We start from the raw sequence: 18,963 nt of genomic DNA on the forward strand, positions 1-18,963 counted from the left end.
TCTCAATTTGATTGGGAAAATGCTTCCAATCGTCGCGATGTTGAACAATCGACAACCCCCTGGAAGCCGGGGAATTCTGCGAAATCCCCACCGTACCGGATACCGATTTATGCGCCCGATGTAATTGAGTTAAAGTCACTTCATGAAACGTCACCTACCCCCATTGAATGCACTGCGTACCTTCGAGGCGGCTGCCCGCCTGGGCAAGATGAATGCGGCCGCCGAAGAGCTGTCCGTCACCCCGGGCGCTGTCAGTCGCCAGGTCCGTCAGTTGGAGCTGAGCCTTGGCGTGGACCTGTTCGAAGGCCCAAAGAACAAACCGCAGCTCACCCCTGCCGGGCAGGAACTCCTGCCTGAATTGACGGCCGCGCTGGATCAGATCGAGGCTGCAGTGGGCAGGGTCCGAGACACGGCGACCGGCACCCTCGACGTGTCCTGCTTCAGCACGTTCACGGTCAAGTGGCTGATTCCCCGTCTTTTCGACTTCAATACGACTTACCCGCAGATCAAGATCCGCTTGAGTTCACCGGTCCATGGGACCGATCCGGGGCGGGACCGTTATGACGTGATGATCACGGCAGAACAGGACGTCATGGATGAACGCAAAAACACCGTCCTGTTGTTCGCCGAACGATTGGGCATCGTCTTGGCGCCGTCCTTATCCGCGCGTATCCAATTGACTGACTTGAGCTCGATTTTTCGCCATCCCCTCCTGCACACCAAAACCCGTCCGGATGCCTGGGCGAACTGGGGCGATGCGATGGGATACCCCGCCAGCGCGCCGGCCGGACTGGAATACGAGCACTATTACTTTACGTTGGAGGCGGCGATTGCCGGCTTGGGGATTGGTGTCGCGCCATGGCACCTGGTGGCCGATGACATTCGCCTGGGTCGCCTGGTGGCACCGTTCGGATTTCAGCCAAGCCGCTACTCCTACATTGCCAAGCGCAGCGCGCAACACAGCAAGAAACTGGATCTTTTCTGCGCCTGGTTGGCGCGTCAGGCTGAACAGGATGGCCTGCCGGGCCCTGCCTGAAGCTAATGCTCATCCTGTGGGAGCGGGCTTGCTCGCGAAGGCGGCATTACAGTCAACGATGATGTTGAATGTGCTGTCCTCTTCGCGAGCAAGCTCGCTCCCACAATGGGGTCTGCGGTGTACATGAGTTTTGTGGCGGCTGAAGATCAAGTGTGGGAGCGAGCTTGCTCGCGATGGCGATGGCGCAGGGGCATAAAAAGCTCGACCTGCCTTCTGCTCTTGCTGGGCTTCAAGCGAACAGCATTACCTGCCTGAGCGAAAATTTCGCCCCATCACAGCAGCTTTATTTTTTTTGGCCACATTTGAACGCTAAGCTTGGGCTCATGGATGACTCCGATTACTTACGCCTGCTGACCATCGCGGCCGAGCAAGCCAACGCCTTTCTTTCCAATGCCCGCAAATGGGAGCGTGAGCGTTGGGTCTGCCAGCGTCTGCTGCAAGGGCTGAACGTGCCTTATCGGGCCGACGAGTTCGCTCCGGCCGGGGAGCCGCCGGACGTGCTGTTTCGCGATGCCAATTTCGAGGTGTTTTTCGTGCTCGACGAGGGCCGTCGCCTCAATGACGAATGGCGCGATGAACTGCAACGCCGCCGCAGCGCCTTTTCCCTGAGCCAACTGGTGCGGCGCGAAGCCAAGCCCAGGCGGATCCCGGCCAATGAGTTCCTGCTGCGCCTGGCCCCGACGCTGCGCAAGAAAGCCCACAACTACACCGAGCGCGGCATGGACCTGGGCGACCTGGACATCATCGCCTTCGCCAGCCTCAAGCGCGAAGTGCTGGACCTCAACAGTCACTTTCCACCGCCCACCGAATATTTGCGCCAGGGCTGGCGCTCGCTGTCGCTGGTGGGGCCGACGTTTGCCCGGGTGCTGTTCGCCCATCCCGATGCGCCGGATTTCCTGCGAGGCAACCTGGGCCGCAGCATTGTCTTCGATGTGGGGATCAGCCTGTGAGTCCATTGCAGGAACTGATCGCCGCCGTGCCGCAACAGGGCCGTGTGCGCTGGATCGGCGTGCGTCCCCAGGGCCACGCACCGATGATCGAACTGGACGCCGTGGAGGCGCGCCTGGAGGCCGGGCTGACCGGCGATCATGCCCGCCCCGGTGTACGCAATGCGCGGCAAGTGACGCTGATCCAATGGGAGCACCTGGCCGTGATCAGCGCGCTGATGGGCCGCCCCGAGGACCAGCCGGTGCTGCCACAGGCGCTGCGGCGCAACATTGCGGTCAGCGGCATCAATCTGTTCAGCCTCAAGGGCCGGCGCTTTCGCATCGGCCAGGCGATTTTTGAAACCACCGGCTGGTGCCAGCCCTGCGCCCGATTGGAGCGAAACCTCGGCGAAGGTACATTCCAGGCCGTACGCGGCCATGGCGGAATCACCGCCCGGGTGTTAAAAAGTGGAATCATTCGCCTGGACGACCCCCTGGCCGTCGAACCCGTTCCGGCGAGCGGCTATGCTGCTTTCAATGCCAACTAGCCGGACGCTGTAACGTCTGCACATTCCGCAACGTCTACCTGACGAGGCCTTTATGACCAGCCGCCTGAACCCAGACGACCAGAAGCATGTCGAAGAGTACCTGCAACTGTCCCAGCACCGAGTCGAGCGCCGGCCTTTCCGGCCGTGGATGCTCCTGGTGGTGGTACTGGCCATCACGATTGGCCTGGGCCTGTTGAGCCGACTGATCAGTTACCTGACGCTATGAGCCGCTTGATGCTCGCGCGGGTAACGGCACCGAATTCCTTTAGCCTTGCGAGATATCCCCATGACTCATCGTATTATCATCGTTGGCGGCGGCGCCGGCGGCCTGGAGTTGGCTACCCGTCTGGGTAAGACTCTGGGCAAGCGCGGCACGGCCAGTGTGATGCTGGTCGACGCGAACCTGACCCACATCTGGAAACCCCTGCTGCACGAAGTGGCTGCCGGCTCCCTCAACTCTTCCGAAGACGAACTCAACTACGTTGCCCAGGCGAAATGGAACCACTTCGAGTTCCAACTGGGGCGCATGAGCGGCCTGGATCGCGAGCGCAAGAGAATCCAGCTGGCCGCCACCTATGACGAGGCGGGCATCGAGCTGCTGCCAGCCCGGGAATTGGGCTACGACACCCTGGTGATTGCCGTCGGCAGTACCACCAATGATTTCGGCACCGAAGGCGCGGCGCAACACTGCCTGTTCCTCGACACCCGCAAACAGGCGGAGCGCTTCCACCAGCAATTGCTCCACCACTATCTGCGTGCCCACGCAGGGCAGACCGATATCGTCGAGCGCATCAGCGTCGCCATCGTCGGCGCCGGCGCGACCGGGGTCGAACTGGCGGCCGAGCTGCACAATGCCGCCCACGAACTGCACGCCTATGGCCTGGACCGGATCAAACCGGAGAACATGCACATCACCCTGATCGAGGCCGGCCCACGGGTGTTACCGGCACTGCCAGAACGCATCGGCGGACCGGTGCACAAGACTTTGGAAAAACTCGGCGTCAACGTGATGACCAACGCTGCTGTCAGCCAGGTGACCGCCGACAGCCTGATTACGGCAGATGGCAAAGTGATCGACGCGAGCTTGAAGGTCTGGGCGGCCGGGATTCGCGCGCCAGAATTTCTCAAGGATATCGACGGGCTGGAGACCAACCGGATCAACCAGCTACAAGTGCTGCCGACGCTACAGACCACTCGCGACGAAGACATCTTTGCCTTCGGCGACTGCGCCGCCTGCCCGCAACCCGGCAGCGATCGTAACGTTCCGCCCCGCGCCCAGGCCGCGCATCAGCAAGCCTCGCTGCTGGCCAAATCCCTGAAACTGCGGATCGAAGGCAAGGCCCTGCCCGACTACAAATACACCGACTACGGCTCGCTGATCTCGCTGTCGCGCTTCTCGGCGGTGGGCAACCTGATGGGCAACCTGACCGGCAGCGTGATGCTAGAAGGCTGGCTGGCGCGGATGTTCTATGTGTCGTTGTACCGCATGCACCAGATGGCGCTGTACGGCATGTTCCGCACGGCCATGCTGATGCTGGGCAGCAAGATCGGACGCGGGACCGAGCCTCGGCTGAAGTTGCATTGAGTCAGCAGCACTGAGGTCGAATGATCCACCGCCATCGCGAGCAAGCTCGCTCCCACAGTTGAGTGCGATCACCCTGTGGGAGCGAGCTTGCTCGCGATGAGGGCGGCGCAGTCAATACTTAAGCTCGGGCAGGATAACTGTCCAAGCTATCCACCGATCAAACCTGAAACCGCTGCACCATCGTGCGCAGCGAATTCGCCAGTTGCGACAACTCGTGGCTGGAGGCACTGGTCTGATCCGCGCCGGAAGCCGAGCGCACCGACAAATCACGAATGTTCACCAGGTTGCGATCGACCTCGCGGGCCACTTGTGCTTGCTCCTCGGCAGCACTGGCGATGACCAGGTTGCGCTCATGGATCTCGCTGACCGACGCCGTAATGGTGTGCAGCGCTTCCCCTGCCCGCTCCGCCATCGCCAGGGTGCTTGCCGCACGACTGGAGCTGGCCTGCATGGAATCGAGTGCCTGGGTGGCACCGCTGCGCATGCCTTGGACCATCTGCTCGATTTCCTGGGTCGATTGCTGCGTGCGATAAGCCAGCGCCCGCACCTCGTCAGCCACCACCGCGAAGCCACGTCCACTCTCTCCCGCCCGGGCCGCTTCAATGGCCGCGTTGAGGGCCAGCAGGTTGGTCTGCTCGGCGATGGCGCGGATTACGTCCAGCACCTTGCCGATATCCTGCGACTGGTTGGCCAAAGATTGCACCAGGCCGCCGGTCACTTGCACATCGTTAGCCAGGGCGCCAATGGCCTCGACCGTGTCGCTGACCCGCTGCTGCCCCAGGGATGCCGACTCACTGGACTGACGCGTGGCATCGGAAGTGGAAACCGCATTGCGTGCAACCTCCTCCACAGCGGTGGTCATCTCGGTGACGGCGGTGGCAGCCTGTTCAATTTCGTTGTTCTGTTGCTGCAGGCTGTGGGTGCTGTCGAGCGTGACGGCGTTCAGCTCATCGGCTGCCGTGGCCAGTTGCGCGGCCGAGCCGCTGATGCCCTGCAACGTCTCGCGCAGATTCTGCTGCATGGCCGCCAACGCCTTGAGTAAACGGCTGACTTCGTCGTTGCCATGGGTTTCGATCGGTCGGGTCAAGTCACCCCGGGCGACGCTCTCCGCAGCATTCAGCGCCTCGCCCAGGGGCTTGACGATACTGCGCGTGAGCAACATGGCCAGGGCCACCGTGGCCAGGGCGGCAAGCACAATGAACAGGCTGACGATCATGCGGGAATTGGCGTAGTGCTCCTGGGACTTCTGGCTCTCGATGGACACCTGCTTGGAGAACAACTCCGCCAGATCGTTGAGCTGCTTGCCGGAACCGTCCACCACGGTCTTCATGTCCACCAGCAGCAACTTGATCAGATCATCCCGACGCCCCTGTTCCGCCAGGGTGAAGGATTGCGCGATACCGGTACGGTACGCAGCGAACGTTTGCTTGAACTGGTCGTAAAGGGCCTTGCCTTCAGGCGTCACGACGAGTTTTTCGTAAGCCGCAATTTTTTCGCCCAGTTCCTTGTCGCGGGTGTCCATCTGGCCGCGGTACACCGGGATGTTCTTCGGATCCTGGTCCAGGGCCATGCGCAGGGAGATCGTGCGGATTCGCAACATCCACTCACGAATCTCGTCACCCCCGCGAATGCTAGGCAGCCATTGGGTTTCCACGGCGACTTCACTGTCACGAATGCTCGACATCTGCCCCAGCGCAAACACCCCGAGCAATGCCACCAACACGGCGATCAAGGCAAACCCCAGCGCGGCGCGAGGGGCGATATTCAACTGACGAAGAAACATAAGGGTGCCTTTTTTATTGTTGGCCCGAGGTGGGGCCGGGCCCCTGTCGGTGGGTTATCGGCAAGTTGTACGATGACTTAAGTCAATCCACTTTATTCCAGGCAAAAAAAATCCCCGTATCTTTCGATACGAGGATTTTTAATATGGTCGGGGTAAGGGGATTCGAACTCCTGACATCCTGCTCCCAAAGCAGGCGCGCTACCGGACTGCGCTATACCCCGGTAAAAAAAAGGCGACCTTTGCAAGTCGCCTTCCTCGATCAGTGCTTTTGGCCTCTGATCTTAAGATTCGATTCCAGCGAGCTGGTTTCAAAAATGGTGGGTCGTGTGGGATTCGAACCTACGACCAATTGGTTAAAAGCCAACTGCTCTACCAACTGAGCTAACGACCCAAATATGGTCGGGGTAAGGGGATTCGAACTCCTGACATCCTGCTCCCAAAGCAGGCGCGCTACCGGACTGCGCTATACCCCGATTGAAATGGCTCCGTGACCAGGACTCGAACCTGGGACCCAATGATTAACAGTCATTTGCTCTACCGACTGAGCTATCACGGAACTGATATTTCAAGTTACTGCAATTTGAAGCTACATCGTTGAATCTCGCCTCAACCTCTTTCACCGTCTGCATCGCTGCGTTCGTGTGTCTGAGGCGCGCTATTCTACAATTTTCAAAACCTCTGTCAACCCCTTAAATTGCTTTCAAGACAATGATTTGCAACTTATTTTGGATTCCTTCCCAGTGAGAAGTAACCCTTGGGGTGACGTACTGCGGGGCGCACTTTACAAGCCTTTTCCTTTGAGTTCAACGGCCTGATGAAAAAAATGGCCTCGCAAGGCAAGGCCATTTCAATTGCCAGCAGTCCCGGCTATCAGTTAAAGACGATTTCGTCGTTCTCCACCGTTCCGGTCACGGTTTCCCCCGGCATGAAGCGCCCCGACAGAATCAGCTGCGCCAGCGGGTTTTCGATCCAGCGCTGGATCGCCCGCTTCAGCGGCCGAGCGCCATAGACCGGGTCGTAACCCACCGCGATCAGCTTGTCCAACGCCTCATCGCTCAATTGCAGTTTCAGCTCGCGCTCGGTCAGGCGACTGCGCAGGCGGCCCAACTGGATCTCGGTAATGCCGGCAATCTGATCCCGGGCCAAAGGCTCGAAGATCACCACTTCGTCGACCCGGTTGATGAACTCCGGCCGGAAATGGGTAGAGATTGCGTCCATCACCGCCGCGCGCTGCGCCTCGCGATCACCCACCAGCTCCTGGATCTGCGTCGAGCCCAGGTTGGAGGTCATCACGATCACCGTGTTGCGGAAGTCCACCGTGCGCCCGTGGCTGTCGGTCAGGCGACCATCCTCCAACACTTGCAGCAGGATGTTGAACACATCCGGGTGCGCCTTCTCGACCTCATCGAGCAGGATCACCGAGTACGGCTTGCGACGCACGGCCTCGGTCAGGTAGCCGCCCTCTTCGTAGCCAACATAACCCGGTGGTGCACCGATCAGCCGTGCCACGGAATGTTTCTCCATGAACTCGGACATGTCGATGCGCACCATTGCCTCCTCGGTATCGAAGAGAAACTCGGCCAGTGCCTTGCACAGCTCGGTTTTACCGACACCGGTCGGGCCGAGGAACATGAACGAGCCGCTCGGACGGTTAGGGTCCGACAATCCGGCGCGGGACCGGCGCACGGCGTTGGACACTGCCACCACGGCTTCTTCTTGGCCAATCACGCGCTGGTGCAGCAGGCTTTCCATTTTCAGCAACTTGTCACGCTCGCCTTCGAGCATCTTCGAGACAGGAATGCCGGTCCACTTGGACACCACTTCGGCGATTTCTTCCTCGGTGACTTTGCTGCGCAGCAACTGGTTTTCGCTCTTGCCGTGCTGGTCGACCATTTGCAGGCTGCGCTCCAGGTCCGGGATCACCCCGTACTGCAGCTCGGCCATGCGGTTGAGGTCGCCTTTGCGGCGAGCCGCTTCCAGTTCCTGGCGAGACTGTTCGATCTTTTGCTGGATCTGCGCAGAACCCTGGACCTCGGCTTTCTCCGAGTTCCAGATTTCCTCGAGGTCGGAATACTCACGCTCGTGACGCACGATTTCTTCCTGCAACCTCTCCAGACGTTTCTTCGCCGCTTCGTCGCTTTCTTTCTTCAGCGCCTGGGACTCGACCTTGAGTTGAATCAGGCGACGCTCCAACCGATCCAGCACTTCGGGCTTGGAGTCGATTTCCATGCGGATGCGGCTCGCGGCCTCGTCGATCAGGTCGATGGCCTTGTCCGGCAATTGACGGTCGGTGATGTAGCGGTGGCTGAGCTTGGCCGCCGCGATGATCGCGCCGTCAGTGATCGCCACCTTGTGGTGCACTTCGTAGCGCTCTTTAAGGCCACGCAGGATGGCGATGGTGTCTTCTTCGCTCGGTTCCTCCACCAGCACTTTCTGGAAGCGCCGCTCGAGGGCCGCGTCCTTCTCTATATATTGACGGTACTCGTTGAGCGTGGTCGCGCCGACACAGTGCAACTCGCCACGGGCCAACGCTGGCTTGAGCATGTTGCCGGCGTCCATCGAGCCTTCGCCCTTGCCGGCACCGACCATGGTGTGCAGTTCGTCGATAAACAGGATGATCTGCCCTTCCTGCTTGGACAGTTCATTGAGCAGGGACTTGAGCCGTTCTTCGAACTCGCCGCGGTACTTGGCACCGGCGATCAGAGCCCCCATGTCCAGGGACAACAGGCGCTTGCCCTTGAGGCCGTCCGGCACTTCGCCGTTGATGATGCGCTGGGCCAAGCCCTCGGCGATGGCGGTTTTACCCACGCCAGGCTCACCGATCAGCACCGGATTGTTCTTGGTACGGCGTTGCAGCACCTGGATCGTGCGGCGGATTTCATCGTCGCGACCGATCACCGGGTCGAGCTTGCCTTCCTCGGCACGCTTGGTCAGGTCGACGGTGTATTTGTCCAGCGCCTGGCGCGACTCCTCGTGGTTGGCGTCGTTGACCGCTTCGCCGCCACGCAGGTTGTTGATGGCGTTTTCCAGGGCCTTCTTGCTCACCCCTTGGCCAAGCAGCAACTTGCCGAGCTTGCTGTTCTCGTCCATGGCGGCGAGCAGCACCAGCTCGCTGGAAATGAACTGGTCGCCCTTCTGCTGGGCCAGGCGATCGGCCTGGTTAAGCAGCCGCGCCAGATCCTGGGACATGTTTACGTCACCGGTCGGATTCTGGATCTTGGGCAACTGGTCGAGTTCTTTGGCCAACTCTTTTCGCAGGCTGTTGACGTCAAAGCCGACCTGCATCAGCAGGGGCTTGATGGAGCCGCCCTGCTGTTCGAGCATGGCTTGCATCAAATGCGCCGGTTCGATACCGGGATGGTCCAGGCCGACGGCCAGGGACTGGGCATCGGACAGGGCCAATTGCAGTTTGCTGGTTAAACGATCAATACGCATGGGTCACCTTCCTAATGAGCAGGCCGGACCTAGAAAACATCCTGAATGAAGAAACCTGCCAGATACCGTTATAGATGTGGTCGATTCTGGAAGATTCAAGCCGGGCGCCCTTGATGCAGATCAGAGAAGTCTAGCGCTCGATCCAGATCAGCGAGGCGAAGCGACCAGTGCGCGGATTGCGCCGGTAGGAAAAGAAACGTGGGTCGGTCACGGTACAGAAACCGCCGCCGTAGACGGCCGTGATACCGCGTGCCGCCAGACGCAGCCGTGCCAATGCGTAGATGTCGGCCAGGCATTTGCCGGCGTTGGGGCTCGCAACGAAGGCTTGTGCCGCCTGGGGCAACTGCGCGATGAAGGCTTCACGCACTTCCGGTCCGACTTCGAAGGCTTGCGGGCCGATGGCCGGGCCGAGCCAGGCCAGGATTTCATCCGCAGGCACGGCAAGGCTGTCGAGGGTGGCTTCCAGCACACCGTTCGCCAACCCGCGCCAACCGGCGTGGGCCGCCGCGACGCGGGTGCCGGCACGGTTGCAGAACAGCACCGGCAAGCAATCGGCGGTCATCGCCGTGCACGCGATACCCGGCGTGGCGGTCCAACTGGCATCGGCGGTCGCCACCTGGGTCGGGTCAGCCTCGACCACGACAATGCCGTGGACCTGCTGCAGCCAGGCCGGGGTGATGGCGAATGGATCGGTGAGGCGGCGGCGATTTTCGGCGACGGCCGTGGGGTCGTCGCCGACATGGTCGCCGAGGTTGAGGCTGTCGAACGGCGCCAGGCTGGCGCCGCCCTCGCGGGTGGTGACGCAGGCCTTGACCCGGGCCGGCGCGGGCCAGTCGGGTATCAGCCAGTCACTCATCCGATGAACGCCTCGCGGTCCTGCTTGAGCAACGTCAGCAACCAGACGAAATCATCCGGCAACGGCGATTCCCAGCTCATGCGCTTGCCGGTCGTCGGGTGATCCAGCTCCAGGAAACGCGCGTGCAGTGCCTGGCGCGGGAAACTCTTCAGCGATTCGACCATGGTCTGGCTGGCGGCCGGCGGGATGCGGAAACGACCGCCGTAGGCCGGGTCGCCCACCAACGGGAAGTTGATGTGGGCCATGTGCACACGAATCTGGTGGGTACGGCCGGTTTCCAGCTTGACCCGCACGTGGGTGTGGGAACGGAAACGCTCCAGCACGCGGTAATGACTGACCGCCTGCTTGCCGCCTTCCATCACCGCCATGCGCTGGCGCTGCTGGCCGTGGCGACCGATCGGGGCGTTGATCTTGCCACCGGCGGTGACCACACCGATCACGATGCACTCATAGATGCGGCTGACGCTGCGGCTTTGCAGCTGTGTGACCAGCTGTGTCTGCGCCTGGATGGTCTTGGCCACCACCATCAGGCCGGTGGTGTCCTTGTCCAGGCGATGGACGATGCCGGCACGGGGCACATTGATGATGTCCGGCACGTGGTGCAACAAGGCGTTGAGCAGCGTGCCGTCGGCATGACCGGCCGCCGGGTGCACCACCAGGCCCGCGGGCTTGTTGATCACCAGGATGTCATCGTCTTCATAGACGATGTCCAGGGCAATGTCCTGGGCGACCCATTCTCCCTGGGCCTCCTGCTCGGCAGTCAGCTCGAGGATGGCACCGCCGTGGACGATGTCGCGCGGACGGATCACCGCCCCATCCACAGTCAGGCGGCCGTCCTTGATCCAGGCGGAAAGGCGCGAGCGAGAGTGCTCGGCAAAGAGTTGTGCGGCGACTTGATCGAGGCGTTGGCCGCCCAAATCGGACGGCACCTCTGCGCGAAGTTCTATTTTATCGGACATGCTCGGACTGGGCGTCGGCACAGCCTTTGGTTTCGGCTGCGCGCTTGTGGTTAAATACGGCGTCTTTTGCCCCGAGGCTTTTCAACGGGGCGCTCATCATAACAGGACGGCCCCGCCCAAGACAGCGGCCGTCATAGGGACGCAAGCCGCCATGCAAGTGAAACACCTGCTGCTGATCGCCATCCTCGCATTGACTGCTGCTTGCTCGTCGAAGGAAGTCGTAGACGAAAACCTGAGCGAAGTCGAACTGTACCAACAGGCGCAGAACGACCTGGATAACAACAGCTATACCAGCGCCACCGCCAAGCTGAAGGCGCTGGAGTCGCGGTATCCGTTCGGTCGCTACGCCGATCAGGCCCAGTTGGAGCTGATCTACGCCAACTACAAGAACGCCGAGCCGGAAGCTGCAAAATCCGCCGCCGAGCGTTTCATTCGCCTGCACCCGCAGCACCCGAACGTCGATTACGCCTACTACCTCAAGGGCCTGACCTCCTTCGACCAGGACGTCGGCCTGCTGGCGCGCTTCCTGCCGCTGGACATGACCAAGCGTGACCCGGGTGCCGCGCGCGACTCCTACAACGAGTTCGCCCAGCTGACCAGCCGCTTCCCCAACAGCCGCTACTCGCCAGACGCCAAGCAGCGCATGATCTACCTGCGCAACCTGCTGGCTTCCTACGAAATCCACGTGGCCGACTACTACCTGACCCGTCAGGCCTACGTCGCCGCCGCCAACCGTGGCCGCTACGTGGTGGAAAACTTCCAGGAAACCCCTTCGGTGGGTGATGGCCTGGCGGTGATGACCGAAGCCTACCAGCGCCTGCACCTGGACGACCTGGCCGCCACCAGCCTGGAAACCCTCAAGCTGAACTACCCGGACCACCCTTCGCTGGTCGACGGCCAGTTCACCCCGCGCGTTGACGAAGCCGACAACCGTTCGTGGCTGAGCAAGGCGACCCTGGGCCTGATCGAGTCCCGTCCACCGCTGCCGCCGGGCGAAACCCGCGCCAACCAGGACGTACAGCGTCAGTTCCAGGATGCCAAGGAAGCCATCCCGAACGAACTCAAGCCCAAGGATGAAAATGGCGACGTGATCGAGGAAGAAGAGCCTGAGAGCGATTCCAGCGACCGCTCCTGGTTCAGCTACATGACCTTTGGCCTGTTCGACTGAGCCAAGGCACCTACAAAAAGGGAGACCCGACGGTCTCCCTTTTTTGTGCCCGGGTTTTATTGCGCTGTGCGCCGTTCCTGTCCTTGGCTAAACTGCCTGATCTCTAGCCAAAAAGCCGCCCATCATGCTTCGTTTATTGATCTTGTTCGCAGTCGTTGCCTTCGCTATCTGGATCTTTCGCGGAGTGAAGAAGACCGGCGGCCGCGCGTCCCGCCCCACCCAGGAACAGGACGCACCGCCCATGGTCCGTTGCGCCCATTGCGGCGTACACCTGCCCCGTGACCGGGCACTGGCCCTCGAACAGCAATGGTATTGCAGCCAGGCTCATCTCGAGCAAGGCCCGGGCACTCGTGAACGCTGAGGCTACAAGCCCACGCATCAAACAGGCGCAGCGCCTGCTGCGCCTCTACCACCTGTACCGCCTGAGTATCGGCATCACCCTGGTGCTGCTGATCTCCAGCAACATGGACAACCGTCTGCTGGAGTACGCCAACGACGACCTGCTGCGCAGTGGCAGCTGGTTGTACCTGGTCTTGAATATCCTGCTGGTGGTGTTCCTGGAAAACACCCGCCGCCCTGCCCGGCTGTTCGGCCTGGCCCTGACCGACGTGCTGCTGCTCTCGTGGCTGTTCTTCGCCGCGGGCGGTGCCCCCAGCGCCATCGGTAACCTGATCATCGTCTCGGTGGCCATCGGCAATACGCTGCTGCGCGGAAGGATCGGCCTGTTGATCGCGGCCGTCGCCACCCTTGGCATCGTCGGTTCGAGTTTATTTCTTGGCTTGAGCGACTCGAACCGTCCCAGCAGTTACTTGCAAGCCGGCACCCTCGGGGCGTTGTGTTTTGCCGCCGCGCTGCTGGTGCAGGGCCTGATCCGACGTTTGGAAGCCAGCGAAACCCTGGCCGAGCAGCGGGCCAGCGAAGTAGTCGGACTGGAAGCCCTCAATGCCCTGATCCTGCAACGCATGCGCACCGGCATCCTGGTGCTCGACCGCCAGCGCCGGGTCCAACTGGCCAACGAAAGCGCGCTGAACCTGCTGGGCATGCACGATCTGGTCGGCCAGCCGATCGACGATTGTTCCAGCGCCCTGGTCGAGCGCCTGCAACTCTGGCTGAACAACCCCAGCCTGCGCCCGCCCAGCCTGACCATCAGCGGCACGGGCCTGACCCTGCAACCGAGCTTCATCGCCCTGGGCCACAACGACCAGCAGCAGATCCTGGTGTTTCTCGAAGACCTGGCCCAGGTGGCCCAGCACGCCCAACAGCTCAAGCTCGCCTCCCTGGGGCGCCTGACCGCCGGTATCGCCCATGAAATCCGCAACCCCTTGGGCGCCATCAGCCACGCGGCGCAATTGCTGCGCGAATCCGAGGAACTGAACGACGCGGATCGGCGTCTGACGCAGATTATTCAAGATCACTCCCAACGAATGAATCGCGTCATTGAAAACGTCCTGCAGCTGTCTCGCCGCCAGCAAACCACACCCCAGCGCCTCGACCTGCGGACCTGGCTCGATCAGTTCGTCCGGCAGACCCGCGAAAGCATGGCCGACCACCAACGATTGCACTTGAGCATCGACCCGGGCGACTACACCACGCTCATGGACCCCGACCAGCTCACCCAGGTGCTCGACAACCTGCTGCGCAACGCCTGGCGCCACAGCGCCATGGCCCATGAACAGGCCGAGGCCTGGCTGAAACTGTTCATCGACCCTCACAGCCAGCTGTCGACCCTGGACATCATCGACAACGGCCCCGGTGTCACGCCCGAGCAACAGGCACATCTGTTCGAACCCTTCTTTACCACCAGCAGCCAGGGCACCGGCCTTGGGCTCTATCTGTCCCGTGAGCTGTGCGAAAGCAACCAGGCCCGCCTAGACTTCAAACCACGCCAAGGCGGCGGCTGCTTTCGCATCACTTTTGCTCACGGACGGAAACAGATTTGAACAATCGCTCACGGCAACGAATCCTGATCGTCGATGACGAACCGGACATCCGCGAACTCCTGGACATCACCCTGGGCCGGATGAAACTCGACACCCGCAGCGCCAAGAACCTTGCCGAGGCCCAAGCCCTGCTGGCAGGGGATGCCTTCGACCTGTGCCTGACCGACATGCGCCTGCCCGATGGCACCGGCCTGGAGCTGGTACAGCACATCCAGCAACGTTATCCACAACTGCCCGTGGCGATGATCACCGCCTATGGCAGCCTGGAAACCGCCATCGATGCCCTCAAGGCCGGTGCCTTCGACTTCCTGACCAAACCGGTCGACCTGGGTCGGCTGCGGGAACTGGTCACCAGCGCCCTGCGCCTGCCACCGGTCGCCACACCGACCAGCACCCTCGAACGCTGCCTGCTGGGCGATTCGCCCCCCATGCTCGGTGTGCGCAAGCAGATCGAGAAACTCGCCCGCAGCCAGGCACCGGTATATATCAGCGGGGAATCGGGCTGCGGCAAGGAGCTGGTCGCCCGGTTGATTCACGAACAAGGCCCCCGTGCGAACCAGCGTTTTGTACCGGTCAACTGTGGGGCGATTCCCACAGAGTTGATGGAAAGCGAGTTCTTCGGGCACCGAAAAGGCAGTTTCAGCGGCGCCATCGAAGATAAGCCCGGCTTATTCCAGGCAGCCCATGGCGGAACCTTGTTCCTCGATGAGGTGGCCGACCTGCCCCTGGCGATGCAGGTCAAGCTGTTGCGAGCCATCCAGGAAAAGGCCGTGCGCGCCGTGGGCGGCCAGCAGGAGGAGGTGGTGGATGTGCGAATCCTCTGCGCCACCCACAAGGATCTCGACGCCGAGGTCGCCGCCGGACGCTTTCGCCAGGATCTGTATTACCGACTGAACGTCATCGAACTGCGCGTCCCGCCCTTGCGCGAACGCCGCGAAGACATCGAGCCCTTGGCCAACCACATGCTCCAGCGCCTGGCCAGCGCTACCGGCAGCCCTGCGGCAAAGCTCCATCCGCGAGCCCTGGAAGCCCTGCAGAACTACCGTTTCCCGGGCAATGTGCGGGAGTTGGAGAACATGCTTGAGCGGGCCTATACCTTGTGCGAACAGCAACTGATCGAAGCGGATGACCTGCGTCTGGCCGAGGGCAATGCGACTGAGGCGGGCAATCCCGATTTGATGCAGGTCGACAATCTCGAGGATTACCTGGAAGAGATCGAGCGCAAGCTCATCCTCCAGGCATTGGAAGAAACCCGCTGGAACCGCACGGCGGCGGCGCAGCGGTTGAAGTTGTCGTTTCGGTCGATGCGGTATCGGTTGAAGAAACTTGGGCTGGATTGAGCCACGCTTTTTAAGCTTACGCTTACCCCTGTGGCGAGGGAGCTTGCTCCCGCTGGGCTGCGAAGCGGCCCCCAACCTGACACCTCGATGCATCAGGTAGATCGAGTCGCTGCTTTTGGGGCTGCTACGCAGCCCAGCGGGAGCAAGCTCCCTCGCCACAGGTTCGGCGTTCACCCTCTGTAACGCCGCTTTCTAGCCCTCCGGCACTGGCACCCGTTCGTCCAGCACTCGATTGGCCAGTAATGCACACAGTTCAATAAGCTGCTGCACCCCCAAGGCGACATGCCGTCGCGAGCCTTCAAGTTCGAAGGCCAGGTCGCTGATCGTGGCATTGGCGGAGGCCAGGGTTTCGCTGAGGTTGGTGAGGAGGCATTCGGTGTCGATGCCATCCACTACAGTGAATAGCTGGTTTGAGGTGGGTTTCTTTTTGGTGTCGGGCTTTGGGCCGAGGTAATAGTCGAGGGCGCGTTTGGCGGCTTCATCGAGCCCTTTCGTGTTATGGCTGGAGTCAGGAGAAGAGTTATTGGTTTCTGAAGGTGGTAGTGGTTTGTCACTCATTGCGGTACTCCAAAGAGGAAATGGATTACCAAGTTTTCGGGCCGCGACGCCCGGACGCTGAATTGGCAGCGACGGGGAAAGGTTAGCCAGGGTTCTTCCCACCCGGCAACCGCCAGAACTCGTCGGAAAATTCTTTTTGAATCAGAATTTTGTCCGACCATTCCCACAAAGCTTGGTCGGCTGTAAGGGCGGTGTGTATATCCGTTTCTGCGGTAACGGCGGCTTAGGGTTCCGCTCTTACAGCGGCTCACTTTTGAAAAGCGCAAAAGTAAGCAAAACGCTTTCTGCCCCACCACTCGGCACCTCGCCTAGGCTCGGTGTGCCCTCACTCCGGCATTGCTCCGTGGGCCGCCGCGAAGGGCCATCCATGGCCCAGCGCGGCTATCCCGGCATCCATGCCGGGATGCCCACTGCGCAATGCCTGCGTTCGGCCAGCGTGGTTTAACGGGGCGCCCGAGATCAAAGTCAAAAGCAGAGCAACAGCAACAGCAACAGCAACAGCAACAGCAACAGCAACAGAGGGATAGGCCCACATTGGCTCGAAGATGATTTACAAACTTTTTGGCCACCTAAATCCTGTGGGAGCGAGCTTGCTCGCGATGGCGGTGCCCCAGTTGAGAAGATGTTGGGCTGCTGGCCCCATCGCGAGCAAGCTCGCTCCCACAGGAGGTCCGAGCGCATGAAATATTGTGTCTACTGAAGATTCAATGTGGGAGCGAGCCTGCTCGCGATGGCGGTGTCATGGCCGATGAAGGTGCTGAATGTGCAGGCCTCTTCGCGAGCAGGCTCGCTCCCACAATTGGATCGGTGTACGAACGGAAGAATCAGGTCGACTGTAAGCCCGCCTCGCGAGCAAGCTTTGCTCCCACAGATCTGATGGGTGTACGAGCGGGAGAGCCAGGTCGGCTATAAGGCCGCCTCGGCCCGGCTTTTGATCTGGAGGCCCCTTTAACCACGATGGCCGAACGCAGGCATTGTGGAGTGGGCAACCCGGCATGGATGCCGGGTTAGCCGCGCTGGGCCATGGATGGCCCTTCGCGGCGGCCCACGGAGCAATGCCGGAGTGAGGGCATGCCGAGCCTAAGCGAGGCACCGAGTGGTGGGGCAAGCCTTTTTTGCTTACTTTTTTTGGCGTTTGAAAAAAAGTGAGCCGCCGTAAGGGCGGAACCCTAAGTAGCCGTTACCGCAGAAATGGATATGTACTCAATCAAACCGCCATCGCGAGCAGGCTCGCTCCCACAATTTGGATCAGAGTATAAAACCTTACAACCGCCCCGCCGGCGCATAAGGCGCAGGATCAATCACCGGCTCACGCCCCAACATCAAATCCGTAAACAACTGACACGAAGCCGGCGCCAACACCAACCCATTGCGATAATGCCCACAGTTCAGCCAAAGCCCTGCAATCCCCGGCACCTCGCCGATATAGGGAATACCTTCAGGCGACCCAGGCCGCAACCCGGCCCAATGCCCCACCACCTCGGCACCCGCCAACGCCGGAATCAGCTGCTGCGCCGAAGCCTTCAGGCTCTCCAACGCAACCTCGGTCGGGGTCTTGTCGAAACCTTCACGCTCCAGCGTACTGCCGACCAGAATATGCCCATCACGCCTCGGGATCGCATAACGCCCCTTGGCCAGAACCATGCTCGACAGAAAATCCGATGCGCACTTGTACAGAATCATCTGGCCCTTGACCGGCTCGACCGGCAATTTCAAGCCCAAGGTCTTGAGCAATTCACCGCTCCAGGCACCGGCGGCCAGCACCACCTCATCGCCATGAATTTCACCGGCAGAACTGCGCACACCCACCACGCGCCCACCGTCGCGAATGAACCCGCTGACTTCGCAATGCTCATGCAGCGTGACGTTCGGCATCGCCTGCAACGCAGCCTTGAGGGATTTCACCAGCCGCGGATTACGCACGTTGGCCACGTCAGCCATGTGGATCGCCCGGGAAAAACCCGCGCCCAGCACCGGCACCGCATCATGAACCGCCGAGATATCCACAGCCCGTAGTGGGCGCCCTTCCCGCTTGGCCCAGGCCAGCGCTTCGTCCTGGTCGTCCAGATCCAGCCAATACAGCCCGGTCACATGCACTTGCGGGTCGATCCCGGTGGCTGCGAACAGACGCTCCCCCAGCTGTGGATAAAAATCCTGTGACCAATGGGCCAGCGCCGTGACCGCCGGGCTATAGCGCCACGGGTACAACGGCGAAACGATACCGCCACCGGCCCAGGACGATTCCTGGCCGACATTGGAACGGTCCAGCAGCACCACACGTTGCCCTTCGGACGCCAGATTGAACGCCGTCAGCAGGCCGATGACTCCGCCACCGACAATCACCACTTGCTGTTGCCTGGTCATGTTCTGATTCGACTCACAAACAAAGGGCGCATAAAGCGCGCCCGGATAAAAGAAACTCAGCGCCCCCAACAATCCTTGGCAGTCACCCCAGCAGCATTTTCCACGCTTCGTACGCCGGTATTGGTAATTTTGAAGTCACCGCACTTGTCCGTCGCCATGGACGAGCCGCTCTTGCGCACGGCGGTCAGGATGAAGCTCTGGTCCGTCAGTGTCGGGGTAATGGTGTAGAAATCGTTGCCACTACTCAGCCCGGTCGCATTGGTGTAGACGCTGTTCTTCGAATAGTGGCGTTCGAGAATTTGCGCCTGCTCCGACAAGAGCCCGGCGATTTCGGCCCGTCGGCCCTTCTTCATGTATTCGGTCAGGCTCGGATAGCCGACGGTGATCACGATACCGATGATCGCGATCACGATCATGATTTCGATCAAGGTGAAACCGCGGTTGGATCTGCGCATGCCTTGCTCC

16 protein-coding genes, 4 tRNA genes and 1 pseudogene are annotated in these 18,963 nt (G+C 61.0%); 9 read left to right on the top strand and 12 right to left on the bottom strand.

The window, feature by feature from the left end; translation table 11 throughout:
- Positions 1-142 precede the first annotated feature (142 nt).
- The 5 genes from ACLH0I_RS25125 (at position 143) to ACLH0I_RS25145 (ending at position 4,095) form a co-directional block, all read left to right on the top strand.
- Positions 143-1,036, top strand: coding sequence for a LysR substrate-binding domain-containing protein (locus tag ACLH0I_RS25125; RefSeq protein ID WP_411385660.1), 894 nt, complete (start codon positions 143-145; stop codon positions 1,034-1,036).
- A 323-nt stretch (positions 1,037-1,359) separates the two neighbouring features.
- Positions 1,360-1,986: a DUF1780 domain-containing protein gene (locus ACLH0I_RS25130; protein WP_186709015.1), complete on the top strand. Its 627-nt coding sequence runs from the start codon at positions 1,360-1,362 to the stop codon at positions 1,984-1,986.
- Positions 1,983-2,510, top strand: coding sequence for an MOSC domain-containing protein (locus ACLH0I_RS25135; RefSeq protein ID WP_411385661.1), 528 nt, complete (start codon positions 1,983-1,985; stop codon positions 2,508-2,510). Before ACLH0I_RS25130 ends, ACLH0I_RS25135 begins: the two co-directional genes overlap by 4 nt.
- Before the next feature lie 52 nt (positions 2,511-2,562).
- A complete protein-coding gene (locus ACLH0I_RS25140) occupies positions 2,563-2,736 on the top strand; it encodes a DUF3094 family protein (protein WP_039593877.1) in 174 nt (57 codons plus the stop codon).
- 60 nt (positions 2,737-2,796) lie between these two features.
- Positions 2,797-4,095 carry an NAD(P)/FAD-dependent oxidoreductase gene (locus ACLH0I_RS25145; protein ID WP_411385662.1) on the top strand — a complete coding sequence of 433 codons (1,299 nt, stop codon included), beginning with the start codon at positions 2,797-2,799 and terminating at the stop codon, positions 4,093-4,095.
- Between the two features lie 157 nt (positions 4,096-4,252).
- Here the strand turns inward: ACLH0I_RS25145 and ACLH0I_RS25150 are convergent, their stop codons facing one another.
- From ACLH0I_RS25150 to rluD, 9 genes and pseudogenes are all read right to left on the bottom strand, one after another.
- Positions 4,253-5,116 carry a methyl-accepting chemotaxis protein gene (locus ACLH0I_RS25150; protein ID WP_411387556.1) on the bottom strand — a complete coding sequence of 288 codons (864 nt, stop codon included), beginning with the start codon at positions 5,114-5,116 and terminating at the stop codon, positions 4,253-4,255.
- A pseudogene (locus tag ACLH0I_RS25155) lies at positions 5,108-5,878 on the bottom strand (MCP four helix bundle domain-containing protein); the annotation flags it as partial. The gene ACLH0I_RS25150 and the pseudogene ACLH0I_RS25155, both read right to left, overlap by 9 nt.
- Before the next feature lie 144 nt (positions 5,879-6,022).
- Positions 6,023-6,099, bottom strand: a tRNA-Pro gene (locus ACLH0I_RS25160).
- Between the two features lie 94 nt (positions 6,100-6,193).
- Positions 6,194-6,269: transfer RNA gene (locus ACLH0I_RS25165), tRNA-Lys, on the bottom strand.
- Positions 6,270-6,274: 5 nt separating this feature from the next.
- Positions 6,275-6,351: transfer RNA gene (locus ACLH0I_RS25170), tRNA-Pro, on the bottom strand.
- 7 nt (positions 6,352-6,358) lie between these two features.
- Positions 6,359-6,434 (bottom strand) — tRNA-Asn (locus ACLH0I_RS25175).
- Positions 6,435-6,748: 314 nt separating this feature from the next.
- A complete protein-coding gene (gene clpB, locus ACLH0I_RS25180) occupies positions 6,749-9,313 on the bottom strand; it encodes an ATP-dependent chaperone ClpB (RefSeq protein ID WP_186708990.1) in 2,565 nt (854 codons plus the stop codon).
- Between the two features lie 130 nt (positions 9,314-9,443).
- On the bottom strand, positions 9,444-10,169 hold the full coding sequence (pgeF, locus tag ACLH0I_RS25185) for a peptidoglycan editing factor PgeF (RefSeq protein WP_411385663.1): 726 nt from the start codon (positions 10,167-10,169) through the stop codon (positions 9,444-9,446).
- Positions 10,166-11,128, bottom strand: coding sequence for a 23S rRNA pseudouridine(1911/1915/1917) synthase RluD (gene rluD, locus ACLH0I_RS25190; RefSeq protein WP_186708981.1), 963 nt, complete (start codon positions 11,126-11,128; stop codon positions 10,166-10,168). The genes pgeF and rluD overlap by 4 nt, the downstream gene beginning before the upstream one ends.
- Positions 11,129-11,279: 151 nt before the next feature.
- Here rluD and ACLH0I_RS25195 point away from each other — a divergent pair, with 151 nt between their 5' ends.
- The 4 genes from ACLH0I_RS25195 to ACLH0I_RS25210 all read left to right on the top strand — a co-directional run bounded on the left by ACLH0I_RS25195 (position 11,280) and on the right by ACLH0I_RS25210 (position 15,576).
- Complete coding sequence (locus ACLH0I_RS25195; RefSeq protein WP_186708980.1) at positions 11,280-12,296, top strand: outer membrane protein assembly factor BamD; 1,017 nt, start codon at positions 11,280-11,282, stop codon at positions 12,294-12,296.
- A 124-nt stretch (positions 12,297-12,420) separates the two neighbouring features.
- On the top strand, positions 12,421-12,657 hold the full coding sequence (locus tag ACLH0I_RS25200; protein WP_186708979.1) for a PP0621 family protein: 237 nt from the start codon (positions 12,421-12,423) through the stop codon (positions 12,655-12,657).
- Positions 12,647-14,236: a two-component system sensor histidine kinase NtrB gene (locus ACLH0I_RS25205; RefSeq protein ID WP_411385664.1), complete on the top strand. Its 1,590-nt coding sequence runs from the start codon at positions 12,647-12,649 to the stop codon at positions 14,234-14,236. Before ACLH0I_RS25200 ends, ACLH0I_RS25205 begins: the two co-directional genes overlap by 11 nt.
- A complete protein-coding gene (locus ACLH0I_RS25210) occupies positions 14,233-15,576 on the top strand; it encodes a sigma-54-dependent transcriptional regulator (RefSeq protein ID WP_411385665.1) in 1,344 nt (447 codons plus the stop codon). Before ACLH0I_RS25205 ends, ACLH0I_RS25210 begins: the two co-directional genes overlap by 4 nt.
- Before the next feature lie 192 nt (positions 15,577-15,768).
- On the opposite strand, the gene ACLH0I_RS25215 is transcribed toward ACLH0I_RS25210, so the two are convergent.
- From ACLH0I_RS25215 to ACLH0I_RS25225, 3 genes are all read right to left on the bottom strand, one after another.
- Complete coding sequence (locus ACLH0I_RS25215; RefSeq protein WP_411385666.1) at positions 15,769-16,134, bottom strand: DUF6124 family protein; 366 nt, start codon at positions 16,132-16,134, stop codon at positions 15,769-15,771.
- Between the two features lie 1,263 nt (positions 16,135-17,397).
- On the bottom strand, positions 17,398-18,498 hold the full coding sequence (gene thiO, locus ACLH0I_RS25220; protein WP_411385667.1) for a glycine oxidase ThiO: 1,101 nt from the start codon (positions 18,496-18,498) through the stop codon (positions 17,398-17,400).
- A gap of 56 nt (positions 18,499-18,554) precedes the next feature.
- The gene (locus tag ACLH0I_RS25225) at positions 18,555-18,953 is read right to left on the bottom strand and encodes a type IV pilin protein (RefSeq protein ID WP_250964795.1); all 399 of its coding nucleotides are present in this window, start codon (positions 18,951-18,953) and stop codon (positions 18,555-18,557) included.
- Between the last annotated feature and the right edge of the window lie 10 nt (positions 18,954-18,963).

The sequence above is a fragment of the Pseudomonas sp. MPB03 genome, from assembly GCF_046605385.1.
GTDB lineage: Bacteria > Pseudomonadota > Gammaproteobacteria > Pseudomonadales > Pseudomonadaceae > Aquipseudomonas > Aquipseudomonas zanjanensis.

Excerpts from the sequence above, each read along its gene's own strand:
- clpB (WP_186708990.1), bottom strand. The coding sequence starts at position 9,313 with ATGCGTATTGATCGTTTAACCAGCAAACTGCAATTGGCCCTGTCCGAT.
- ACLH0I_RS25195 (WP_186708980.1), top strand. The coding sequence starts at position 11,280 with ATGCAAGTGAAACACCTGCTGCTGATCGCCATCCTCGCATTGACTGCT.
- ACLH0I_RS25200 (WP_186708979.1), top strand. The coding sequence starts at position 12,421 with ATGCTTCGTTTATTGATCTTGTTCGCAGTCGTTGCCTTCGCTATCTGG.
- ACLH0I_RS25225 (WP_250964795.1), bottom strand. The coding sequence starts at position 18,953 with ATGCGCAGATCCAACCGCGGTTTCACCTTGATCGAAATCATGATCGTG.
- ACLH0I_RS25150 (WP_411387556.1), bottom strand. The coding sequence starts at position 5,116 with ATGCAGCAGAATCTGCGCGAGACGTTGCAGGGCATCAGCGGCTCGGCC.
- ACLH0I_RS25145 (WP_411385662.1), top strand. The coding sequence starts at position 2,797 with ATGACTCATCGTATTATCATCGTTGGCGGCGGCGCCGGCGGCCTGGAG.
- ACLH0I_RS25140 (WP_039593877.1), top strand. The coding sequence starts at position 2,563 with ATGACCAGCCGCCTGAACCCAGACGACCAGAAGCATGTCGAAGAGTAC.
- thiO (WP_411385667.1), bottom strand. The coding sequence starts at position 18,498 with ATGACCAGGCAACAGCAAGTGGTGATTGTCGGTGGCGGAGTCATCGGC.
- ACLH0I_RS25130 (WP_186709015.1), top strand. The coding sequence starts at position 1,360 with ATGGATGACTCCGATTACTTACGCCTGCTGACCATCGCGGCCGAGCAA.
- rluD (WP_186708981.1), bottom strand. The coding sequence starts at position 11,128 with ATGTCCGATAAAATAGAACTTCGCGCAGAGGTGCCGTCCGATTTGGGC.
- ACLH0I_RS25215 (WP_411385666.1), bottom strand. The coding sequence starts at position 16,134 with ATGAGTGACAAACCACTACCACCTTCAGAAACCAATAACTCTTCTCCT.
- pgeF (WP_411385663.1), bottom strand. The coding sequence starts at position 10,169 with ATGAGTGACTGGCTGATACCCGACTGGCCCGCGCCGGCCCGGGTCAAG.
- ACLH0I_RS25125 (WP_411385660.1), top strand. The coding sequence starts at position 143 with ATGAAACGTCACCTACCCCCATTGAATGCACTGCGTACCTTCGAGGCG.